Origin of the sequence: Pseudomonas sp. IT-P218 (assembly GCF_949767605.1) — a bacterium.
In the GTDB taxonomy this organism is placed as follows: domain Bacteria; phylum Pseudomonadota; class Gammaproteobacteria; order Pseudomonadales; family Pseudomonadaceae; genus Aquipseudomonas; species Aquipseudomonas putida_AE.
On sequence record NZ_CATKQQ010000011.1, the window covers coordinates 492,108 to 510,640 of the forward strand.

15 protein-coding genes and 1 pseudogene are annotated in these 18,533 nt (G+C 61.7%); 7 read left to right on the top strand and 9 right to left on the bottom strand.

The window, feature by feature from the left end; all coding sequences use genetic code 11:
- Positions 1-2 precede the first annotated feature (2 nt).
- A complete protein-coding gene (locus ACM6I6_RS08980; protein WP_408599878.1) occupies positions 3-824 on the top strand; it encodes an oxaloacetate decarboxylase in 822 nt (273 codons plus the stop codon).
- A 2-nt stretch (positions 825-826) separates the two neighbouring features.
- Positions 827-1,516 carry an extensin family protein gene (locus tag ACM6I6_RS08985; RefSeq protein ID WP_274077186.1) on the top strand — a complete coding sequence of 230 codons (690 nt, stop codon included), beginning with the start codon at positions 827-829 and terminating at the stop codon, positions 1,514-1,516.
- 3 nt (positions 1,517-1,519) lie between these two features.
- Here the strand turns inward: ACM6I6_RS08985 and ACM6I6_RS08990 are convergent, their stop codons facing one another.
- Positions 1,520-2,143 (bottom strand): energy transducer TonB, encoded by a 624-nt coding sequence (locus ACM6I6_RS08990; RefSeq protein WP_323628184.1) that lies wholly within the window; start codon positions 2,141-2,143, stop codon positions 1,520-1,522.
- Between the two features lie 93 nt (positions 2,144-2,236).
- Between ACM6I6_RS08990 and ACM6I6_RS08995 the strand changes: the two genes are divergently transcribed.
- Positions 2,237-3,019 (top strand): class I SAM-dependent methyltransferase, encoded by a 783-nt coding sequence (locus ACM6I6_RS08995; RefSeq protein WP_406591885.1) that lies wholly within the window; start codon positions 2,237-2,239, stop codon positions 3,017-3,019.
- 122 nt (positions 3,020-3,141) lie between these two features.
- Here the strand turns inward: ACM6I6_RS08995 and ACM6I6_RS09000 are convergent, their stop codons facing one another.
- Positions 3,142-3,780 carry a TetR/AcrR family transcriptional regulator gene (locus tag ACM6I6_RS09000; protein ID WP_323608741.1) on the bottom strand — a complete coding sequence of 213 codons (639 nt, stop codon included), beginning with the start codon at positions 3,778-3,780 and terminating at the stop codon, positions 3,142-3,144.
- Between the two features lie 93 nt (positions 3,781-3,873).
- On the opposite strand from ACM6I6_RS09000, the gene ACM6I6_RS09005 reads away from it, so the two are divergent.
- The 3 genes and pseudogenes from ACM6I6_RS09005 to ACM6I6_RS09015 form a co-directional block, all read left to right on the top strand.
- Positions 3,874-4,974, top strand: coding sequence for an efflux RND transporter periplasmic adaptor subunit (locus ACM6I6_RS09005; RefSeq protein WP_414919781.1), 1,101 nt, complete (start codon positions 3,874-3,876; stop codon positions 4,972-4,974).
- A 6-nt stretch (positions 4,975-4,980) separates the two neighbouring features.
- Positions 4,981-8,046: an efflux RND transporter permease subunit gene (locus ACM6I6_RS09010; RefSeq protein ID WP_274077182.1), complete on the top strand. Its 3,066-nt coding sequence runs from the start codon at positions 4,981-4,983 to the stop codon at positions 8,044-8,046.
- A gap of 316 nt (positions 8,047-8,362) precedes the next feature.
- Positions 8,363-8,905, top strand: a pseudogene (locus ACM6I6_RS09015) (Fic family protein); the annotation flags it as partial.
- 61 nt (positions 8,906-8,966) lie between these two features.
- On the opposite strand, the gene ACM6I6_RS09020 reads toward ACM6I6_RS09015, so the two are convergent.
- From ACM6I6_RS09020 to plsB, 3 genes are all read right to left on the bottom strand, one after another.
- Positions 8,967-9,650: a DUF4197 domain-containing protein gene (locus tag ACM6I6_RS09020; RefSeq protein ID WP_414919782.1), complete on the bottom strand. Its 684-nt coding sequence runs from the start codon at positions 9,648-9,650 to the stop codon at positions 8,967-8,969.
- A 109-nt stretch (positions 9,651-9,759) separates the two neighbouring features.
- Positions 9,760-10,125, bottom strand: coding sequence for a YbaY family lipoprotein (locus ACM6I6_RS09025; protein WP_323608745.1), 366 nt, complete (start codon positions 10,123-10,125; stop codon positions 9,760-9,762).
- A gap of 138 nt (positions 10,126-10,263) precedes the next feature.
- Positions 10,264-12,762 (bottom strand): glycerol-3-phosphate 1-O-acyltransferase PlsB, encoded by a 2,499-nt coding sequence (gene plsB / locus ACM6I6_RS09030; protein WP_274077179.1) that lies wholly within the window; start codon positions 12,760-12,762, stop codon positions 10,264-10,266.
- 166 nt (positions 12,763-12,928) lie between these two features.
- Between plsB and ACM6I6_RS09035 the strand changes: the two genes are divergently transcribed.
- Positions 12,929-13,138: a cold-shock protein gene (locus ACM6I6_RS09035; RefSeq protein ID WP_008035470.1), complete on the top strand. Its 210-nt coding sequence runs from the start codon at positions 12,929-12,931 to the stop codon at positions 13,136-13,138.
- 133 nt (positions 13,139-13,271) lie between these two features.
- On the opposite strand, the gene ACM6I6_RS09040 is transcribed toward ACM6I6_RS09035, so the two are convergent.
- From ACM6I6_RS09040 to ACM6I6_RS09055, 4 genes are all read right to left on the bottom strand, one after another.
- Positions 13,272-13,649, bottom strand: coding sequence for a hypothetical protein (locus tag ACM6I6_RS09040; RefSeq protein ID WP_046816499.1), 378 nt, complete (start codon positions 13,647-13,649; stop codon positions 13,272-13,274).
- Positions 13,650-13,733: 84 nt separating this feature from the next.
- The gene (locus ACM6I6_RS09045) at positions 13,734-14,543 is read right to left on the bottom strand and encodes a putative RNA methyltransferase (protein ID WP_414919783.1); all 810 of its coding nucleotides are present in this window, start codon (positions 14,541-14,543) and stop codon (positions 13,734-13,736) included.
- A complete protein-coding gene (gene dapE / locus ACM6I6_RS09050) occupies positions 14,543-15,694 on the bottom strand; it encodes a succinyl-diaminopimelate desuccinylase (RefSeq protein WP_323608748.1) in 1,152 nt (383 codons plus the stop codon). Before dapE ends, ACM6I6_RS09045 begins: the two co-directional genes overlap by 1 nt.
- 220 nt (positions 15,695-15,914) lie before the next feature.
- On the bottom strand, positions 15,915-18,506 hold the full coding sequence (locus ACM6I6_RS09055; RefSeq protein WP_323608749.1) for a glycosyltransferase: 2,592 nt from the start codon (positions 18,504-18,506) through the stop codon (positions 15,915-15,917).
- Positions 18,507-18,533 lie beyond the last annotated feature (27 nt).

Here is an 18,533-nt window from a genome sequence, read left to right on the forward strand (position 1 = left end):
CAATGGATGCGCAAACCCTTCGAGCCCAAGCGTTCAGAGTCCTGCACGAACGCCAAGGGGCTTTTGTGATTCCCAATCCGTGGGACGCCGGCTCGGCGAAAATGCTCGCCAGCCTGGGTTTCGAGGCGCTGGCGACCACCAGTGCCGGTTACGCTTTTTCCCAGGGACGACCTGATGGCGGCCTGACGCTGGACGACACCCTGGCCAACGTCCGGGCGATTGTTGCCGCCACCGACCTGCCGGTCGCGGTCGATCTGGAAAACGGCTTTGCCGATGATCCCGCCGAGTGCGCACAAAGCATTCTGGCAGCCGCGGCCGCCGGTGCCGTCGGCGGTTCGATCGAAGACTTCACCGGCCGTGCGGACGGTCCGATTTATTGCTTCGAACATGCTGTGGCGCGCATTGAGGCCGCCGTCGCTGCCGCCCGCAGCTTGCCTTTCGCGTTTACGCTGACAGCCCGGGCCGAGAATTACCTGCATGGCAATCCGGATCTGGCCGACACCATTCGCCGCTTGCAGGCGTTCGCCGAAGCCGGCGCCGACGTGTTGTATGCGCCAGGGTTGCGCAGCGCTGAAGAGGTATTGGCCGTGGTCCGCGCCGTGGCACCGAAGCCGGTCAATGTGTTGATGTCCGGCGGCTTGAAGCTGACGGTCGAGCAACTGGGCGAAATGGGCGTCAAGCGCATCAGTGTCGGCTCGGCGCTGGCCCTGGCGGCGTTAGGCGAGTTCTATCGCGCCGCCGAAGAGATCAAGACGTCGGGCACGTTCGGCTTCACGACGCGCTCCATGCCGTATGCCCAGGCCAATCAGTTTTTCAAAGGCTGACGATGCGGTTTCGCGGGTGGCTTTTGCTGTTGATCATTGCAGCGGCGGGAGTGGGCGTCTGGCGCGGCTGGATCTCCCTGCCGCCACAGTGGAATCCCTGGGCGCCGCTCGATGTGAAAGCTGAGCCTAACCTTCTGACCCGCTACAAACTGATGCGTCTGCGTGATGATCCGCAGCTGTGCGACCAGGCGTTGAGCAGCTCCGGTTTGCGCGTGACCCGTCAGGCCGATAGCCCGGACGCCAAATGTCCGCTGACCGATACCCTGCGTGTCCAGGGCAGTGACGTGGCCCTGAGCAGCAGTTTCCTCGCCAGTTGCCGCTTGGCGGTGTCTTTCGCCCTGTTCGAGCATCACGCGCTGCAACCCGCGGCGCAGGCGGTCTATGGGCAAGCCGTCACGCGGGTCGATCATCTCGGCAGCTTTGCCTGTCGCAATGTCTACAGTCGCGAGAATGGCAGGCGTAGCCAGCATGCGTCGGCTAATGCCCTGGATATCGCCGGTTTTCGCCTGGCTGACGGTCGGACCATCAGCGTGCTCAAGGATTGGCCGAAGGGTAACCAGGATGCCGCGTTTCTAAGGCAGGTCCGCGATGGCGCCTGTGGCCTGTTCAGTGTGGTGTTGAGCCCGGATTACAACGCCGCCCATCGCAATCACTTTCATGTGGATGTCGGGCCTTGGTGGGTCTGTCGTTGAGGCTCAGGCGGCCAGGCGCAGGTTCTGCAGCACGATCGGGCGTGCCCAGCGGCTGTCGAAATCGAGCTGTTTCTGTTGCTCCACCATCTCTTCGGGCGAGAATGGCGGGAAGGGCTTGTCCAGCAGCTCGAGTTCGAACTCGGCGATGGGCAGGTGCAGCGCCCGCGGTTGCGGCGCCGGGCCAGTTTCTGGCAACGGTTGGCCGGCGGTGAGCACGATCGGGCGCACCCAGCCGCTCTCGAAGTCCTGCTGTTTTTGCTGGGCAACGATTTCTTCAGGCGGGAAGGGCGGGAACGGCTTGTCGGCCAGGTCCATTTCGAATTCGGCAATCGGCAGGAACAGCGGCTCGGGCGGGCGGACTTCGGTGTCCTTCACGTCGCATTCGCGCTGGGAAACGATGTGGGCCAGCAGGTCGCTGCCTACGGTGGGCTCAACCGGGCTGTCGAGATCGACCGGTGGAAAATTCAACGATTCAGGCAGCACTGCTTCACCCGACTGATCGGCCAGCGCACGGGCAAAGAAATCCTGCCAGAGGTGACTGACGCCGCTCAGCGCCTGGGTGTTGCGCAGGTTGTAATCGCCGTAGGGCGAGATAAAACCTGTGATTGTGGGTTGAATGTCTGACATTTCTCTCGGTCGACGCTCAGCTCTGGCAAAATGCTCGATAGTTTTGTTATCGGCCGTTTTTGCCGATCATTAATTTTTTGAGCGTGTTTTCCGATGATTGATCAACCAGCGGCCTGCCGCATCCATGTCGAGGCGCTGGGTGCGGCCTTCGAGCCCCAGGCCGAGCAATGGGCCGAGCGCCTGGGCCTGCCGCTGCAAGTGGCGGACGGCGAGTTCGCGTTGCAGGTGGGTGACCAGGGTTTGCAGCTGCAACAGCTGGGGCCGGACGCGCCCGGCCCGGTGCGGGTGGATTTCGTCGAGGGTGGCGCGGCGCATCGCCGGTTGTACGGTGGCGGTAGCGGGCAGATGATCGCCAAGGCCGTCGGTATCGCCCAGGGCGTTCGCCCGCGTGTGCTGGATGCCACCGCCGGGCTGGGCAAGGATGCGTTCGTGCTGGCGAGCCTGGGCTGCGAGATGAGCCTGATCGAGCGTCAGCCCTTGATCGGTGCCTTGCTCGAAGATGGCCTGGCCCGGGGCGCGGAAGATTTCGACGTGGCGCCCATCGTGGCGCGCATGCGCTTGCTCAAGGGCAACTCGATCGAGGTGATGCGCAATTGGGAGGGGGAGCCGCCGCAGGTGATCTACCTCGACCCGATGTTCCCCCATCGTGAGAAAACCGCCCTGGTGAAGAAGGAAATGCGCCTGTTCCGGCCGCTGGTGGGGGATGATCCGGATGCGCCGGCCTTGCTCGAAGCGGCGTTGGCGCTGGCCACCCACCGGGTGGTGGTGAAGCGCCCGCGCAAGGCGCCGTGCATCGAAGGGCCGAAGCCGAGTCATGCGCTGGATGGCAAGTCCAGCCGGTATGACATCTATCCGAAGAAGGCGCTCAAGCCGTAAGACCGAGTCGCCTGCTTCGCGAGCAAGCCCGCTCCCACAGGGGGTTGTGTAACGCCTCGAACCCCTGTGGGAGCGGGCTTGCTCGCGAATACGCCGGCACAATCACTACAAATCCATCAGGCTCACTCAGGCCGATAAGCCCGCATGAACAACCCCACCACTTCCTGCACATGGCTCTCCGCCGCATCGCCGGTCAACGGCTCGCCGCAACCGTAAAGCAACCGAAAATTCGCCGCGCCCTTGAGCAGGCAGAAGAAGTGCTCCGCTGCGTTGCGCGGTTTATCGATGCTCAGCACGCCACTTTCGTCGATCCGCGCCAGCAACCGCTCCATGCCGTGCAGCATGCGCTGTGGCCCGGCCTCGAAGAAGATCAGCGAGAGTTTCGGGTCCTGGCTGCCCAGGGCCATGATCAACCGGTGCAGGTTCACCGACTCGTCGCTGTTGATCAGTTGGTGAAAGCCGCGGGCGATGTTCAGCAGTACCGTTTGCACGGCCACGCCTTCGGGCAATTCAAAGAACAGCGACGGCAATTGCTCCTCGCACTTGGCCACCACGGCAGCGGAGAACAGCGTCTCCTTGTCGTTGAAGTGGCTGTAGACCGTCAGCTTCGACACCCCGGCCTGCGCAGCGACTGCATCCATGCTGGTGTTGGCATAACCCTTGGTCAGAAACAGCGTTTTCGCTGCATCGAGGATCGCCTGGCGCTTGGCCAGATCCTTGGGGCGGCCCGGGCCATTGGGTGCTGAAAGATTGTTCGGCATATTCGCTTTTATTACTGGACTGGTGAGTTTGCTATTAATAACATACTCGTCAGTATAATTATTCCAAGCACCATTGGCGAAAGGTCCTTCACCATGTTCCGCTATGCCTTGCCCCTCGCGTTGCCAGTCAGCCTGGCGTTCTTATTGACCGCGTGTGGTCACGAGGAGGCGCCCGTGGCCAGCGTGCGCCCGGCCATGGTGGTCCAGCCAGAGCCTTCGGCCCAGGCGATGGAAAGTTATCCCGGTGAAGTGCGCGCCCGTTTTGAACCGGACCTGGCGTTCCGCATTGGCGGCAAAGTCAGCCGACGACTGGTCGACGAAGGGCAGCGGGTCAAGGCCGATCAGCCACTGGCAGAACTCGACCCCCAGGACGTGCGCCTGCAACTGGAAGCCACCCGCGCCCAGGTCGCGGCCGCCGAGGCCAACCTGAACATGGTGCGCGCCGAACGTGATCGTTACAAAACCCTGATGGAGCGTCAGCTGGTCAGCCGCTCGCAGTACGACAATCACGAAAACCTGTACCGCTCCGGTGAAGCGCGCCTTAAACAGATCAAGGCCGAATTCAACGTCTCGACCAACCAGGCCAGTTACGCGGTATTGCGCGCGCCGCAGGATGGCATCGTTGCCAAGCGTGCGGTGGAAGTCGGGCAAGTGGTCGCGGCCGGGCAAACGGTGTTCACCCTGGCCACCGATGGCGAGCGTGAAGTGTTGATCAGCCTGCCGGAGCAAAGCTTCGGCCGCTTCAAGGTCGGCCAGCCGGTGGCGGTGGAGTTGTGGACGCAACCGGATCAACGCTTCGCCGGACACATCCGCGAGCTGTCGCCGGCCGCTGATCCCAAGTCCCGCACCTTCGCCGCACGTATCGCCTTCAATGCCGGCAAGGTGCCGGCCGAACTCGGCCAGAGCGCCCGTGTCTTCGTGCAGACGGGCGAAGCCGTGGCGTTGTCGGTGCCACTGTCGGCGCTGACTGCGGAAAACGGCGTGACCTACGTCTGGGTCGTCAGCGCCAACAACACCTTGAAGAAGACCCCGGTGCGGGTCGGCGCCTTCGGTGAGAAAAGCGTTCCGGTGCTTGAAGGCCTCAATGCCAGCGACTGGGTGGTGGCCGCCGGCGTCCATGTGCTTCTCGACGGGCAGGCCGTACGCCCGGTGGATCGCTCCAACCGCGTGGTCAATCTGGCGGACAAGGAGTAATCCCCGATGGGTTTCAATCTTTCCGCCTGGGCACTGCGCAATCGCCAGATCGTCCTGTTCCTGATGCTCTTGCTGGCGATCGTCGGCGCATTGTCCTACACCAAGCTGGGTCAAAGCGAAGACCCGCCCTTCACCTTCAAGGCCATGGTGATCCGCACCAACTGGCCGGGAGCGACCGCGCAGGAAGTCTCGCGCCAGGTCACCGAACGCATTGAAAAGAAGCTGATGGAAACCGGCGAGTACGAGCGCATCGTGTCGTTCTCCCGCCCCGGTGAATCCCAGGTAACCTTCATCGCCCGTGACTCCATGCACTCGGTGGATATCCCGGAACTCTGGTATCAGGTGCGCAAGAAGGTCAGCGACATTCGTCATACCCTGCCGCCGGGTATCCAGGGGCCGTTCTTCAACGATGAATTCGGCACCACCTTCGGCAATATCTACGCACTGACCGGCGAAGGTTTCGATTACGCCGTGCTCAAGGACTACGCCGACCGCATCCAGATCCAGCTGCAGCGGGTCAAGGATGTAGGCAAGGTCGACCTGCTCGGTTTGCAGGACGAAAAGATCTGGATCGAGCTGTCCAACGTCAAGCTCGCCACCCTCGGGCTGCCCTTGGCGGCGGTGCAACAAGCCCTTGAAGAACAGAATGCGGTGTCCACCGCGGGGTTCTTTGAAACCACCAGCGAGCGATTGCAGCTACGGGTCTCGGGGAATTTTCAGACGGTAGAGGAGATCAAGAACTTCCCGATTCGCGTCGGCGATCGGACGTTCCGCATCTCGGATGTCGCGAACGTGCGTCGCGGGTTCAACGATCCACCGGCTCCGCGCATGCGCTTCATGGCTGAAGACGCCATCGGCCTGGCGGTGGCGATGAAGGACGGTGGTGACATCCTGGTGCTGGGCAAGGCCCTGGAAATCGAGTTTGCCCGTATCCAGAAGAATCTCCCGGCCGGCATGCAATTGCGCAAGGTCTCCGACCAACCGGCCGCGGTGAAAACCGGGGTCGGCGAGTTCGTCCAGGTGTTGGTCGAAGCGCTGGCCATCGTGTTGCTGGTGAGCTTCTTCTCCCTCGGTGTGCGCACCGGCATGGTGGTGGCCCTGGCCATTCCGCTGGTGCTGGCGATGACGTTCGCCTGCATGTATTACCTGGGGATTGGCCTGCACAAGATTTCCCTCGGCGCACTGGTGCTGGCGCTGGGCTTGCTGGTGGACGACGCCATCATCGCCGTGGAAATGATGGCGATCAAAATGGAGCAGGGCTTCGACCGGATCAAGGCGGCGAGCTATGCCTGGACCAGTACCGCCTTCCCGATGCTCACCGGCACGCTGATCACCGCCGCCGGCTTCCTGCCGATCGCCACCGCGCAATCGGGTACCGGCGAATACACCCGTTCGATCTTCGAAGTGGTGACCATTGCGCTGCTGGCATCCTGGGTGGCGGCGGTGCTCTTCGTGCCGTACCTGGGGGAAAAACTCCTGCCGGACCTGGCGAAAATTCATGCAGCCAAACACGGAGCCGGCCAACCCGATCCTTACGCTACGCCGTTTTATCAGCGCGTTCGGCGTCTGGTGGAATGGTGCGTGCGCTGGCGTAAAACCGTGATCACCGCGACCGTGGTGCTGTTCATTGCCTCCATCGTGCTGTTCCGCTTCGTGCCGCAACAGTTCTTCCCGGCATCCGGCCGTCTGGAGTTGATGGTCGACCTGAAGCTGGCCGAAGGCGCATCCCTGAGCAATACGGCCGAAGAGGTCAAGCGCCTCGAAGCGTTGCTCAAGGACAAAGCCGGAATCGACAACTACGTGGCCTACGTCGGCACCGGTTCGCCGCGTTTTTACCTGCCGTTGGATCAGCAGCTGCCCGCCGCGAGCTTCGCCCAGTTTGTCGTCCTGGCGAAAACCATCGAGGATCGCGAACCCCTGCGCACCTGGCTGATCACCACCCTCAACGAACAATTCCCGGCCTTGCGCTCGCGGGTCACGCGCCTGGAAAACGGCCCGCCGGTTGGCTATCCGGTGCAGTTCCGGGTGACCGGTGAGCACATCGAGGAAGTCCGCGCACTGGCCCGCAAAGTCGCGGCCAAGGTTCGCGAAAACCCCCATGTGGTCAACGTCCACCTGGACTGGGAAGAGCCGAGCAAGGTGGTGTACCTGAACATCGATCAGGACCGTGCGCGGGCCCTGGGGGTGAGCACGGCGAACCTGTCGAAGTTCCTGCAGAGCTCGCTGACCGGTTCCAGCGTCAGCCAGTACCGCGAAGACAACGAGTTGATCGAGATCCTGTTGCGCGGCACCTTGCACGAGCGCACCGAGCTGTCGCTGCTGCCAAGCCTGGCGGTGCCGACCGACAATGGCCGCAGCGTGGCCCTGTCGCAGATTGCGACCCTGGAATACGGCTTTGAAGAAGGCGTGATCTGGCACCGCAATCGCCTGCCCAACGTCACTGTGCGTGCCGACATCTATGGCAAGGAACAACCGGCGACTTTGGTGCAGCAGATCATGCCGACACTTGATCCGATCCGCGCTGAACTGCCCGACGGCTACTTGCTGGATGTCGGCGGTACCGTGGAAGACTCGGCACGCGGGCAGAACTCGGTGAAGGCTGGCGTGCCGTTGTTCATCGTGGTGGTGTTGACCTTGCTGATGCTGCAGTTGCGCAGTTTCTCACGCACGGCAATGGTGTTCCTGACGGCGCCCTTGGGCCTGATCGGAGTGACGCTGTTCCTGATGGTGTTCCGCCAGCCGTTCGGCTTTGTGGCCATGCTCGGGACCATCGCGTTGTCGGGGATGATCATGCGTAACTCGGTGATCCTGGTGGATCAGATCGAGCAGGATATCGCTGCCGGGTTGAAACCCTGGCAGGCGATCATCGAGGCTACGGTGCGGCGGTTCCGGCCGATTGTGTTGACCGCGCTGGCGGCTGTTCTGGCGATGATACCGCTGTCGCGCAGTGTGTTCTTCGGGCCGATGGCGGTGGCGATCATGGGTGGTTTGATTGTGGCGACGGCGTTGACGCTGTTGTTTTTGCCGGCATTGTATGCGGCCTGGTTCCGGGTCAAGAAAGAGCCGATCTGACCTTGGGCGGCCTTCGGGCCGACCATTTGCTCGCGGCTGTACCCGATCTACTGTAGGCGCTGGCTTGCCGGCGATGGCGGCCTGACAGCCAACTCGAGCCAGCGGAACTTCCTACAGCCATATCAGAACCGTCCGATATTGAGCCCCAGAGGCCCGGATGTTGTACTCAAGACTCGGTTTCACAAGTTTTGAGACGGCACCAATGAAAAAGCCACCCATGCTGAAGGGGAGGTCGGACCCGGTTTTCGATTTGCTGACAAAATCGCCACACAAGGAACGCCGAAAGCCCGCACAGCGCAGTACGCCAGCCTGTTGCTCGCCGGGGGTTCTGCGGCTCAACGATGACGTGGTGGTGCAGGACGGCCAGGGCAATACGGTTCATGTTCCGCCTCCCGCCGCGGGGCTCGCGGCTCGATTGCGGGTGCTGTCGAGGTGGATCAATCAATCCCATGACGATCCGCATCGCGCGGATTACCTGCACCCGTTGATCAAGGGTATCGCGCTGCATTTCGCGCTGGGTTATGAGCATCCATTTCGTGATGGCAACGGTCGCGTCGCACGGGCGTTGTTCTACTGGTTCATGTTCAAGAATGATTTCTCGGCGTTTCGTTACATCGCGATCAGCGTCTTGCTACGCAATGCGCCGGTGAAATACGGACGCTCCTATCTCAATAGCGAAGCGGATGACCTGGACCTGACGTACTTCATCGATTTCCAGTGTTGGGTGGTGCTGCGTGCTGTCAGCAGCTTTACCGAGGCTTATAGGAAAAGTCTGGTTAATGCCGAGAGCTTTGATCGTTGGTTGTCGGAGTCCGGTTTTTTTGAGCGGGTAGGAGCTGCCGAAGGCTGCGATCTTTAGATCTTGTTTTTTAAATCAAAATCAAGAGATCGCAGCCTGCGGCAGCTCCTACAGGTGGTTGTTACAGTGTGCCGAATACTTTCTTGGCCAAACTGGTCGCCGCAGCCGCCGGGTTCTGGCGGATGGTTTCTTCCTGTTTGCCGATCATCTCGAACAAGCCGTTCAACGCCTGTTCGGTCACATAGTTCTCGACGTTGGCACTCTTCGCGTCGATCACGCCCATGGTCGCGGCCTGGCCGACGAACGAGTTGTACTGCTGGGCCAGGCCGACCTGGTCGGTGGCTTGCTTGACGATCGGCAGGAACCTGGCGCGGATCTGTTCGCGGCTGGTCTTGTTCAGGTACTGGGTGGCCGAGTCATTGCCGCCACTGAGGATGCCCTTGGCGTCTGCAACGGACATTTTCTTCACCGCGTCGACGAGGATCGGCTGGGCCTGGGTCACGGCGGTTTCCGCCGCTTTGTTCATGCTGGTTTCCAGTTGATCGACCTGATCACCCATGCCGAACTGTTTCATTTTGCTGGCGACCTTGCCCAGTTTGCCCGGCAGTTCGATCTTCACGTCCGGGTTGTTGCTGAAGCCGCCCGGGGTGCCGAGTTGTTTCACGGCCAGTTGCGCGCCTTGGGTCAGGGCGTCCTTGAGTCCGCCGGTGGCGTCTTTCTGCGACAGGTCAGTGAGGGACAGCGCCATAGCGCTGGCAGAGATCATCAAACCTGCGCACAGGGCGGTAAAACGGATTTTTTTCATGAAGCGGATCCTTGTCATTGGCGCGTGAAGAAGAGCAGCGCCAACGACAATTTAACGGATTTCGCCTGCAATATCGCCTCGCAAACCGATCCAGGCACCTGGCATTACATCAGGCATCCGGCTGCGCGGTTGCGGCGACGTTGTCGACCCGTATGTCCAGTGGCTGCAAATAGTCGACACCCAACTCTACCGGGTAGCGTTCAGTGTTGATGAAGATGAGCCGTCCTTCGTTTTCGATTTGTGCACGGATTGCGTAGGTGTGACCTGGCTGAATATCCGCGGTGCTGTACTCAAGATTGAAACTCAACCCGGCGGTCTCAGCATTGCGGGTAACCTGGACAGCGAGCTGCCTGGCCGGTGCATCAGCCAGGGAGACGTCCTCCAGGCTGACTTGAAGTGTCGAGTTCGGTGCGAGCCCGATCCTCTGCAGATAGTGAACGGTACCGTTGATGCTCTTGGTGTGTTCGTTGTTCATCATGATTTCCTTATCCAATGATTCGTCGAAGATGACGAGTGCCAAGCATATGGTTGAATTAGCCAAACCCCTGTAGGGGAATTCGGCAAATCCACGACGAATCTTCCTGAACATCCATGTTCAGGGTCGTCAGGAATTTCAGGGCGCGGTGGGTGGCGGTTGATCCGCCGCATCTTCACTGCGATGCAACGCCACCTGGCGGATCGACAAGCGAATCTCCGCCGGCAATACCCGCTTGGCCGCGCCTTCTGCCAGTTCACCGAGCAGTTCGTGGTAGCTCAGCTTGCCGGCTTCGTCGCGCTTGAGCACTTCAAGGTCGAGCATCGTCTGGATGAAGTGGCGGAACAGGCTCTTGTCGAAGAATTCCGGGGCGTTCAGGCCATGCAGGATCGACAGGCGCTGGGCCATGACCGTGCACAGGTCTTCCAGTTCTTCGGCGCTGATGCTGTTCTGGCCGCTGTTGAGCAGCAGGGAGACGGTCATGTAGAAGCGCTGCAAGGTCTGGGCGATGCTTTTCGACAGCAGCGTCAGCAATACGAAATGCCGTGAACTTGGTGCCGGGCGCAGGTAGACGTCGTTTTCGAAGCGCAACAGACCTTGCTCGACGAAGGCTTGCAGCCACTGGTCGATCACCGCATCCAGCTCGTCCAGCGACCAGCGAATGAACAACTCTGCTTGCAGGTAGGGGTACAGCGCACGGGTGTAGCGCAGGATCTGTTCGCGGCTCATGCGCGACGCGCTCTGGAAGAAACTCGCCAGCAGCGCCGGCAGCGCAAAGATGTGCAGCACGTTGTTGCGGTAGTAGGTCATCAGGACGGCGTTCTGCTCGTCCAGATAGAGAATCTTGCCCAAGGCATCGCTCTGCTCGGAGAGCAGGTCCATGTCCTTCACATGCTCGATCAACGCCCGGCCGTCACCTTCCGGCAACGTGGTGTGCGGTGAGTACGGGACTTTGCGCAACAACGCCAGGTACAGGTCGAGCACCCGCGCCATGGCGCGATCGTCCAGGGCCAGGCGGCTGGTGGACAGCAGCGCCAGCGCGACCAGGTTGACCGGGTTGATCGCCGCCGCTTCGTTCAAGTGCTGTGCGACTTTCTCACCGAGGCGGTTGGTGGTTTCGTTGAGCCAGGCGGGTTTGAACTGCGGGCCCAGTTCCTGCTTGCGCCAGTCCGGCTGTTCGCTGTCGAGGAATTCCGCGAGTTTGATCGGCTCACCGAAGTTCACCGCGACCTGACCGAAGCGCTGCTTGAGGGCGCCGATGACTTTGAAGATGTCGAAGATCGATTCTTTCTTCTTGGTCGCGCCACGCAACTCGCCAAGGTAGGTGCGGCCTTCCAGCACGCGCTCGTAACCGATGTACACCGGCACGAAGACGATGGGCATGCGCGACGAGCGCAGGAAGCTGCGCAGGGTGATCGCCAGCATCCCGGTCTTCGGCTGCAGCATGCGCCCTGTGCGCGAACGGCCGCCCTCGACGAAGTACTCCACCGGGAAGCCCTTGGTGAACAGGGTATGCAGGTACTCGTTGAACACCGAGGTGTACAGCGGGTTGCCCTTGAACGTGCGGCGCATGAAGAACGCGCCGCCACGGCGCAGCAGGCTGCCGATCACCGGCATGTTAAGGTTGATGCCGGCGGCGATGTGCGGCGGGGTCAGGCCGTTGCGAAACAGCAGGTACGACAGCAGCAGGTAGTCGATGTGGCTGCGGTGGCACGGGACGTAGATCACTTCGTGACCCTGGGCGACCTTCTGTACGCCTTCGATGTGGTTGACCTTGATGCCGTCGTAGATCTTGTTCCAGAACCAGCTCAGCACCACTTCCAGGAAACGGATAGCGGTGTAGGTGTAGTCCGAGGCGATCTCGTTGCCATAGCGCAGGGCCTGGGCCTTGGCTTTCTCCGGCGAGATGTTCTCGCGCTCGGCTTCGTCGAGGATCGCTTGCCGGACCAGGGGCTGGTTGACCAGGCCCTTGACCAGGTTGCGCCGGTGGGAAATGTCCGGGCCGATCACTGCGGCCTTCAGGTTGCGGAAGTGCACCCGCAGGATACGCTGGGCCATGCGCACGGTGCGCTCGTGGCCCTTGTTATGGTCGATCAGTTCGCGCAGGTGGATGGGCGCGGAGAACTGCACGCGGGTCTTGCGTCCCAGCACGATGATGCTGAGCAGGCGACGCAGGCGCCCGGTGACCGCCCAGCTGTCGGCGAACAACAGTTTCCATGGACTGTTTTCGCTGTCCGGCGACTGGCCCCAGAACACGCTGACCGGAATGATCTGCGCGTCTTCGGCGGCGTTCTGGCTCAAGGCGCTGACCAGGCGGGTCAGGGTGGGCGGCGCACCGCGCTTGTCCTGGCGGCCGAGCCAGTCCGGGTCCGGGGTCAGGTAGAAGAACGCGGCCGGTTCCAGCAGGTTGCCCACCGATACCGGCAACACTGGACGCGGCAGGCCAGCCTTGGTGCATTCGGTGTCGACCACGGCGAGGTCGGTCAGCGAAGGGTTTTGCAGGACGTAGAACACCGGACGACTGCGGTCGAGGTTGAGGGTGAACGACGACTGGTTGATCGTCTCCGAGCGAACCCAGAGGTACAACAGTCGGCGCAGGGTGCCAAACACAAGACGGCGGAACGGGGAACGGGTCATACGGCTTCTGCGTGAGTGAATAAAACCGAGCGGTTGCTCGGGCGCTCGATAGTGTGCCGTATTCATCGAAAATCGGCAAAAAAGCGGTCAACCAATCTGTAGTTGAGAGTTTCTGTGCCTGTCATATACTCGGCCGCTCAAAATAAAAACAACGGGGGTACTGAAAATGGCTACGCGCGAAACCGGCAACGTGAAGTGGTTCAACGACGCCAAGGGCTACGGCTTTATTCAACGCGAGGACGGGGTGGACGTGTTCGTGCATTACCGCGCGATTCGCGGCGAAGGGCATCGTTCGCTGACCGAAGGCCAGCAGGTTGAGTATGGGGTGGTGACTGGCGAGAAGGGGTTGCAGGCTGAGGATGTCGTAGGTCTGTAACTCGGATCTTCAGATCAGCCAGAACCCATGTGGGAGCGGGCTTGCTCGCGAATGCGGTGTGTCAGTCAACGTTGATGGCTACTGACACACCGCATTCGCGAGCAAGCCCGCTCCCACATGTGATTGGCGTCGTTTACGCGGTTTTCCAGGTGATCTCTTCTTCACCATCGGCGCTGATGCGAATCCAGCGATCCGCCGTCTCTTCGCCTTCTTCCTCGACCCAGCTACCCGGTGCGCAGCGCACTTCGACGTTCAGCGCGGCAAACGCGGCGCGAGCGCAGGCGATGTCGTCGTCCCACGGCGTCTGGTCGCTTTCCAGGTACAGGCTGTTCCACTTTCCTACGGCTTTTGGCAACCAGGTCACCGGCACATTCCCCGCCTTGCACTTGTAGGTCTGGCCTTTCTGTACCCAGTCGGTGCACGGGCCCAGAGCCGTGCCGAGCCAGGCCGAGATGGCCTTGTGGTCGACGTCGGCGTCTTTCAGGTAAATCTCGATATCGGGTTGGCGCATGGATGTCCTCACTGCGTGTCTGAAAAATCCATTCGCGGATTTAGCCGGCCTCGGGCCGTTGCCCAAGGCCAAAAATGTTTGAAGTTATTGAAGTACGAAATAATCGTAGCGCATCGATACGGTGACCTCGAAGGGTTCGACCTGCTCGATCACCGCTGCCCGGCGTTCGGCACTCGCACGCCAGCCGTGGGGCGTCATGGCCAGCAGGTTCGCCCGGTCCTGGCCGCTGGTTAGCGTCAGTTTGAAGGTCAGGGTTTCACTGTGCGCCAGCGCCATGCCTTCGGGCACCAGGTCCAGGTGCTTGTCGTCGATGTACTCGCGCACTTCGTCGTACAGCCGCTCGCGTAATTCCATCAGGTGGCCGCTGGTCGGTCCGACTTTCATCAGGCCGCCGCCGGGGCTGAGCAGGCGTTTGGCTTCGTCCCAATCCAGCGGGCTGAAGACGCTGGCGAGGAACTGACAGCTGCCCGACGCCAGAGGTACGCGGGCCATGCTGGCGATCAACCAGGTGAGCCCGGGATTGCGTTTGCACGCACGCTTGACCGCTTCCCGGGAAATGTCCAGGGCGTAGCCGTCGGCCTCCGGCAAGGCGTCGGCGATCTGCGCGGTGTAGTAACCCTCGCCACAGCCGATGTCGACCCAGCGCTGTGGCGCGTAGCCGGCAGCCAGCTCCGCCAGGCGCCTGGCCACCGGCGCGTAATGGCCGGCGTTGAGGAAGTCGCGGCGGGCTTCGACCATTGCCTGGTTATCCCCAGGGTCGCGGCTGTTCTTGTGCTGCACCGGCAACAGGTTCAGGTAACCCTGGCGCGCGCGGTCGAAACGATGCCCGGCGGGGCAGGCCACGCCGTTGTCCACCGCGCCCAGCGGTTCGCTGCAGATCGGACACGCGAGCATCAGGCGAGCAACTTGATCAGGGTCTGGTAGTAAATCTCGGTCAGCACGTCGAGGTCAGCCGCCAGTACGCGCTCGTTGACCTGGTGGATGGTCGCGTTGACCGGCCCCAGTTCGACTACTTGCGTGCCCATGGTGGCGATGAAGCGGCCGTCGGAGGTGCCCCCACTGGTGGACGCCTTGGTGTCCCGACCGGTGATGTCCTTGATGCTCGACGACACCGCATCGAGCAGCGCGCCCGGCTCGGTGAGGAACGGCAGGCCGGACAATGCCCAGTCGATGTGCCAGTCCAGGCCGTGCTTGTCGAGGATGTCGGCGACGCGCTTTTGCAGGCCTTCGACGGTGGACTCGGTGGAGAAGCGGAAGTTGAACACGGCGACCAGGTCACCCGGGATCACGTTGGTCGCGCCGGTGCCGGAGTTGACGTTGGAAATCTGGAAACTGGTCGGCGGGAAGAAATCGTTGCCATGGTCCCAGTGCTCGGCGGCGAGTTCCGCGAGGGCCGGGGCGGCGAGGTGGATCGGGTTCTTCGCCAAGTGCGGATAGGCCACGTGGCCCTGCACACCGCGTACGGTCAGCTTGGCACCGAGTGAGCCGCGACGGCCATTCTTGACCACGTCACCGACCAGGGTGGTGCTCGACGGTTCGCCGACGATGCACCAGTCCAGACGCTCCTTGCGCGCAGCCAGGCGCTCAACCACTGCCTTGGTGCCGTGATGCGCCGGGCCTTCTTCATCACTGGTGATCAGGAAGGCGACCTTGCCTTTGTGATCCGGGTAGTCGGCGACGAAACGCTCGGCGGCCACGGTCATCGACGCCAGGCTGCCTTTCATGTCCGCCGCGCCACGGCCGCAGAGCATGCCGTGCTCGTCGATCACCGCATTGAACGGGTCGATCTGCCAGGCCGTCACCGGGCCCGTCGGTACCACGTCGGTGTGGCCGGCGAAGCACAGCACCGGGCCGTCGTGTTTGCCGTGGGTGGCCCAGAAGTTATCCACATCTTCGATGCGCATCGGTTCCAGGGCAAAACCGGCATCGCCCAGGCGCTGCATCATCTGCTTCTGGCAATCGGCGTCGACCGGGGTCACGGACGGACGGCGGATCAGGTCGATGGCGAGTTGAAGGGTCGGCGAAAGGTCGGCGTGGGCCGTCATGGAAAACTCCGGAGATCATGAATATGGGCGCGGACTGAATGTGGGAGCCAGCCTGCTGGCGATGGCGGTGTGGCAGTCAACATAAACGGTGATTGTTACATTGCCATCGCCAGCAGGCTGGCTCCCACAGGGATGGATATCACGCCAAGCCCCGCAAAATGGCGGTTATCTTAAAGCAAAACGGCGACCATTGGCCGCCGTTTAGTGTATCCGGCCTTATTTAGACCACGGGTGCCGCTTGCACTTCGACCGACGGCTTGGGCAGCGACGACAGGAACGCCATGATCAGGGCGGCCAGGTACGGCAGCGACTGCACCAGCAACATGGTCACCCAGAAGCGCATGTCGTTGCTCGGCATGCCGTTCACCAGGTAGATCCCCAGGGCCGCGCCCCACAACAGCAACATGATGAACACTTCTTCGCGGGCCTCGGAAATCGCCACCCAGAAGCCGTGGTTATCGGCATTCTTCGGCGTGCGGAAGAACGGAATGCTGCTGGTGAAGAAACCGTACAACACCGCCTTGGCGATGGTGTGCGACAACGCCAGCCCGGCCAGCGCCGCGCAGAAGGCATCCTTGAGGTTCACGCCCACCGCGCGACGGTAGAGGAAGATGATCTTGCCGACCTTGAACACGAACAGCGCCAGGGGCGGGATGGCGAAAATCAGCAGCGGCGGGTCGACCCGTTGCGGCACGATGATCATCGCCGCCGACCACAACAGCGCGCCGACGGTAAAGAAGATGTTCATGCCATCGGCCACCCATGGCAGCCAGCCCGCGAGGAAGTGGTAGCGCTGGCCGCGCGTCAGCTCGGTGTCCTTGCCGCGCAGCAGGCTGCGGGTGTGACGCTTGATGATCTGGATCGCGCCGTAGGCCCAGCGGAAACGCTGTTTCTTGAAGTCGATGAAGGTGTCGGGCATCAAGCCTTTGCCGTAGCTGTCGTGGTAATACGCCGCCGACAGGCCTTTTTCGAACACCCGCAGGCCCAGCTCGGCGTCTTCACAGATGCACCAGTCGGCCCAGCCCAATTCTTCGAGCACCGAGCGGCGGGTCATGGTCATGGTGCCGTGCTGGATGATCGCGTCACGGTCGTTGCGGGTGACCATGCCGATGTGGAAGAAACCTTTGTACTCGGCGTAGCAGAGCTTCTTGAAGGTACTTTCGTTCTGGTCGCGGTAGTCCTGCGGCGACTGCACCACGGCGATCTTCGGATCGGCGAAGTGCGGCACCATGTGCTTGAGCCAGTTGGGGTGCACGCAATAATCGGAATCGATCACCGCGATCACTTCGGCATCCTTGGCGGTGTGCGGAATCAGGTAGTTCAGCGCGCCGCCCTTGAAACCGGCCAGGGGCGCGACGTGGAAGAACTTGAAGCGCGGGCCGAGGGTTGCGCAGTAATCGCGCACCGGCTCCCAGACGGCCGGGTCCTTGGTATTGTTGTCGATGATCAGGACTTCGAAGTCCGGATAGTCGAGGTTGGCCAGGGCGTTGAGGGTCTGTTTGACCATCTCCGGCGGCTCGTTGTAGCACGGCACATGGATCGACACTTTCGGACGGTAGCTGGAGTCGCCTTCCACCGGCAGGAACTCGCGTCGGCGCTTGTGCACCCACACGGCCTCGGCCAGTTCATGGGCCTCGGTCAGCAACACGATGAACACCCCGAGCGCACCGAGGGCGAGCAGGAACCCCACGGTCAGGCTGAACCAGGTGCTGTATTGCAGGCTGTAGTCATAACCGATCCACACCAGCACCGAACCGCAGAGGAACGCGATAAAGGTCAGGAAGGTGCGGCCACGCTGGCGCAACGCCGAGCCGTCGATCATCAACAGGGTCAACGACAGCAGGGCCAGCACCACCGAACCCACGGCCAGCACGCGCCATTGCGGAATGGCGACCACCGGGCCTTCGAAGTTGAATTTCTGTTGGCGCGCGGCGTTGAACACGCCCCAATAAGCACCCACCGAGCCTTCGTCACTGGCCTTCCACGGCTGGTCGAAGGCTTCGATCACGAAGTAGTTGAAGCCCTGGCGGTTGAGCTTGTTGACCAGGGTTCGCAGGTAGATCGCCTGGTCTGCCGGCGACGCATCGGCGCCCCCGCGCATGCGGCCGTTGCTCGGCCAGCCCACTTCGGAGAGCAGCAGCGGTTTTTTCGGGAACATCTTTTTCAGGTCGCGGGCGCGGTCGAGGACGAACTGCCCGGCCTTGTCCATCGGGATGAATTCCCAGTACGGCAGCACGTGGGCGGCGATCAGGTCGACGTGCTTGGCCAGTTCCGGGTGCTCTTCCCAGACGTGCCACTGTTCGGACGTGGTCACCGGCACTTTCACGGCAGCGCGGACGCGGTCGAGCATGACGCTGAGTTCCTGGGCGGTGATTTCCTTGCGGAAGATCGCTTCGTTACCGACCACCACGCGAACCACACTGCGTGAGGTGTTGGCGATTTCGATGGCGCGGGTGATTTCGCGCTCGTTGCGCTCCTGGTCCGGGCTGATCCAGATCCCCAGCGTCACGCGCAGGCCAAACTCTTCCGCCAGCTTGGGAATGTTCTCCAGCGTACCGTCGACCGAGTAAGTACGGATGTTGTCCGTCAACTTGCTCATGATCTCCAGGTCACGACGCATTTGATCGTCGGTCGGGTACTGCTCTTTCTGCGGGAATTGACCCTGCTGGAAAGGTGAGTACGAGAAGCCGGAGATCTGTTCGGGCCAGTTGGGGGCGGTCACCGGGCGGTTGATCAGCGCCCAGAAGCCGGTAAACAAGGCAGCGATGGCGAGCACCACCACCAGGTTGAGTCCAAATTTACGCGATGACATAGTTATTTCGGGTTCCAAAGACTGTGG